Annotated in this window: 4 protein-coding genes; 1 reads left to right on the forward strand and 3 read right to left on the reverse strand. The window is 71.2% G+C overall.

Going from position 1 to position 3619, the window contains the following annotated elements; all coding sequences use genetic code 11:
- Positions 1 to 43: 43 nt before the first annotated feature.
- The 3 genes from ACWGIG_RS37740 to ACWGIG_RS37750 all read right to left on the reverse strand — a co-directional run bounded on the left by ACWGIG_RS37740 (position 44) and on the right by ACWGIG_RS37750 (position 2280).
- Positions 44 to 292, reverse strand: coding sequence for a chaplin (locus ACWGIG_RS37740; RefSeq protein WP_453326244.1), 249 nt, complete (start codon positions 290 to 292; stop codon positions 44 to 46).
- 160 nt (positions 293 to 452) lie between these two features.
- Positions 453 to 1130 carry a response regulator gene (locus ACWGIG_RS37745; protein WP_453326245.1) on the reverse strand — a complete coding sequence of 226 codons (678 nt, stop codon included), beginning with the start codon at positions 1128 to 1130 and terminating at the stop codon, positions 453 to 455.
- Positions 1123 to 2280: a GAF domain-containing sensor histidine kinase gene (locus tag ACWGIG_RS37750; RefSeq protein ID WP_453326246.1), complete on the reverse strand. Its 1158-nt coding sequence runs from the start codon at positions 2278 to 2280 to the stop codon at positions 1123 to 1125. Before ACWGIG_RS37750 ends, ACWGIG_RS37745 begins: the two co-directional genes overlap by 8 nt.
- A 554-nt stretch (positions 2281 to 2834) precedes the next feature.
- On the opposite strand from ACWGIG_RS37750, the gene ACWGIG_RS37755 reads away from it, so the two are divergent.
- On the forward strand, positions 2835 to 3533 hold the full coding sequence (locus ACWGIG_RS37755; protein ID WP_453326247.1) for a transglycosylase SLT domain-containing protein: 699 nt from the start codon (positions 2835 to 2837) through the stop codon (positions 3531 to 3533).
- Positions 3534 to 3619 lie beyond the last annotated feature (86 nt).

Genomic DNA, 3619 nt, shown 5'->3' on the forward strand with positions numbered 1-3619 from the left:
GGGGGGGCGGGGGCCTTCGTCTGGTCGGGCCGCCGGGGGTATGTCAGGTGTTGAGGCCGTCGTTCGCGAAGGCCGGGTTGAGGGCGCCGATGACGGAGACGGTGTTGCCGACCGCGTTGACCGGGATGTGCACCGGGGCCTGAACCAGGTTGCCGGAGCCGACGCCCGGCGACCCGATGGCCTTGCCGTTGGCCTCGGCACCGTGACCGGTGGCGGAGGCGGCACCGGCGCCCGCGGCGATGAGCCCACCGGCGACCAGGGTGATGGCAGCGGCCTTCTTCAGGTTCTTCACTTCAGGTTCCTCCTAGCAGTGGCCACGGCCAGCCGCCGCAGCACGCCATGAAGAACGGTCGGGCGCCGGTCAGGTTGCGCCATTCGGAGTACTTACACACGACGGTATGAATCTCAGACCGGAGGGTGACGGTCCGTATAGGGCTCGTACGGGGTGCCGTTCAGTCCGTCAGGCCGTGCCGGACGGCCCAGAGCGCGGCCTGGGTGCGGTCCGCGAGGTCCAGCTTCATCAGGATGTTCGACACGTGGGTCTTGACGGTCTTCTCGGAGAGCACGAGGGCGCGGGCGATCTCCCGGTTGGAGCGGCCGTCCGCGATGAGGGCGAGGACCTCGCGCTCGCGGTCGGTGAGGGAGGTGCTGCGGCCCTGTCCGTTCTGCGGGGAGTCCTGGGAGAGGAGGGCACCGGCGACCTCGGGCTGGAGGAGCACGTGGCCGGCGTGGACCGAGCGGATGGCGCCGGCCAGGGCGTCCGGGTCGACGTCCTTGTAGACGTAACCGGAGGCGCCTGCCCGCAGGGCGGGGACCACGGTGCGCTGCTCGGTGAAGCTGGTGACGATCAGCACCTTCGCGGGGTTGGCGAGCTCGCGGAGCTTGCGCAGGGCCTCGATGCCGTCGGTGCCGGGCATCTTGATGTCCATCAGGACGACGTCGGGGCGGAGGGATTCCGCCCTGGCGACTCCTTCCGCGCCGTCGGCCGCCTCGCCGACGACCTCTATGTCGTCCTGGATTTCGAGGAACGTGCGCAGTCCTCGCCGGACGACCTGGTGGTCGTCGACCAGCAGGACGCGGATCTTCGCCTTCGCTCCGGGGGACGGGGCGTTGTGGCCGGCCTCAGGCACCGGGGACCTCCATGGTGATCGTGGTGCCCTTTCCGGGCGCCGAATCCACTGTGAGACTGCCGCCGACTCCGCCTGCCCGGTCCCGCATCGACACCAGGCCGAGGTGGCGGCCGGCACGGCGCACTCCCCCGGGCTCGAAGCCGCAGCCGTCGTCCGCCACGCTGAGCCGGACGTGATCGTCCCGCTTTTCTAGTACGACGTCCACGCGGTCGGCGCCGGAGTGGCGCAGCGCGTTGTGCAGGGCTTCCTGGGCGACGCGGAGCATCGCCTCCTCCTGGGCCGCGGGGAGGGCCCGCACACCGCAGCTGTCGAAGACGACCTGGGCGCTGTGGGCACGGTCCATGACCTGGATCTGGGTACGGAGGGTGGCGACCAGGCCGTCCTCGTCGAGTCCGGCGGGGCGCAGTTCGACGACCGCGGCCCGGAGTTCGTCGGCGGCTTCGGCGGCGAGGGCGGCGACCTGGTGGAGCTCGCCCTTGGCGCGGGCCGGGTCGCGGTCGACGAGGGCGGCGGCGGCCTGGGCGGTGAGACGCAGCGAGAAGAGCTTCTGGCTGACGGCGTCGTGCAGCTCGTGGGCCAGGCGGGAGCGCTCCTCGGCGATGGTGAGCTCGCGGCTGCGCTCGTACAGACGGGCGTTGGTGAGGGCGATCGCGGCGTGCTGGGCCAGGATCGTGAGGAGTCCCTCGTCGTCGGCGGTGAAGCCGCAGCCCCCGCCTGCGGGCTTGGCGCAGCGCTTGTTGGCGAGGAAGAGGGCGCCGATGACTTCGTCGCCGTCGCGGATGGGGAGGCCGAGGAAGTCGGACATGTCGGGGTGGGCGTCCGGCCAGCCCTCGAAGCGGGGGTCCTTGGTGACGTCGGCGAGGCGCTCGGTCTCGGCGCCGTGCAGCATCGCGGCGAGGATTCCGTGCTGACGGGGCAGCGGGCCGATGGCCTTCCACTGCTCGTCGCTGACTCCGTCGACGACGAACTGGGCGAAGCCGCCGTGGTCGTCGGGGACTCCGAGGGCGGCGTACTCGGCGTCGAGGAGGTCGCGTGCCGAGGCGACGATCGTCTTGAGGACGTCGCGGACCTCAAGGTGCCGGCTCATGGCGAGAAGCGCGGAACTGACGGCTGCCAGGCCGCCGGAGGTGGGGTGGGGGCCGGGGGTCATGCCGGTCACGGTACCGGTGACGTACGGGAACGGGATCGGGCCCGGGACGGCGACGGGGAGGGACCTGGGGACTAGGTCTCGGGGCGGGGTGCGGGGGCGGGGCGGAGCGGGCGGGAAGGGACGGGAGCCACGGGCGGGAAGGGGGGCAAGCGCCTCGGGTGGGGGGAGGTGTCGCGGGTGGGGACGGAGTGGGTGCCGCAGGTGGGAAGCAGCGGGTGGCGCGGGTGGGGAGTAGCGGGTGGCGCGGGTGGGGAGCGTCGTGGTTCGTAGCGGGGTGCTTTGCGGTGGTTACGGTTGGTGAGTTTCTTGTGGGGGTGGTGTGAGGCCGGGCATAGGACGCAGGTCACTTACGAAGGTGCGTAGTGGATGTGTAAAGGGGGTGTGAGTACGGGGTACGGGGGTGCGGGGTGGTGCCGGACGGTTGCCGGGCGACCCCCGTTCCACTATCCGGCTTCGTACGTCACACCTTTGCCTGGGGATTTTGCGGACGCTAACAATGGCTGCCGTCGCGGAGTCCGCGGCGCTTCCTTGTCCCCTTCGAGAGGTACGTCTGCATGTCCTCCGCTCCTGGCCACAGTCGTCTGACCAAGACCCACCGGGTCTCGATCGCCGGTGTCGCCGCTCTCGGCGCCGCCTCCCTCGCGCTCACCCTTCTGCCCGGCGGTGGTTCCGCCGAGGCGGGCACGCAGGACATGGCGACGGTCGCGACGGTTGCCTCGCAGGGCAGCGGCACCGTGCAGGCGCGCATCGCCGAGCAGCACTCCGTCGCCGACAAGCGGGTCAAGGACGCCGCGGCGGCGAAGGCGAAGGCCGAGGCCAAGGTGAAGGCCGACGCGAAGGCGAAGGCGGCGGCCAAGGCGAAGGCCGAGGCGAAGAAGCGTGCCGACGAGCAGGCCGCCGCGAGCCGTGCCGCCGCCCGCAAGCCGGTGTACGCGAACAACCTCGACGGGTGGATCCGCGAGGCGCTGGACGTCATGAAGGCGAAGGGCATCCCCGGTTCGTACGACGGGCTGCACCGCAACATCATGCGCGAGTCGACCGGCAACCCCCGGGCCATGAACGGCTGGGACATCAATGCGCAGAACGGCACCCCGTCGGTCGGCCTCCTCCAGGTCATCCAGCCGACGTTCAACGCGTACCACGTGTCGGGCACCCCGCACGACATCTACAACCCGGTCTCCAACATCACCGCCGCGGCCAACTACGCCGCCGACCGGTACGGCTCCATCGACAACGTCAACGGCGCCTACTGACGGGACGCCCCGGAACCGGGGCGCCGGAACGGACTTCCGGCGCCCCGCGAGCCGGGCGACGACGGAGAGCCGGGGCTACCGGGCGA

Source organism: Streptomyces sp. NPDC054863, assembly GCF_053610825.1.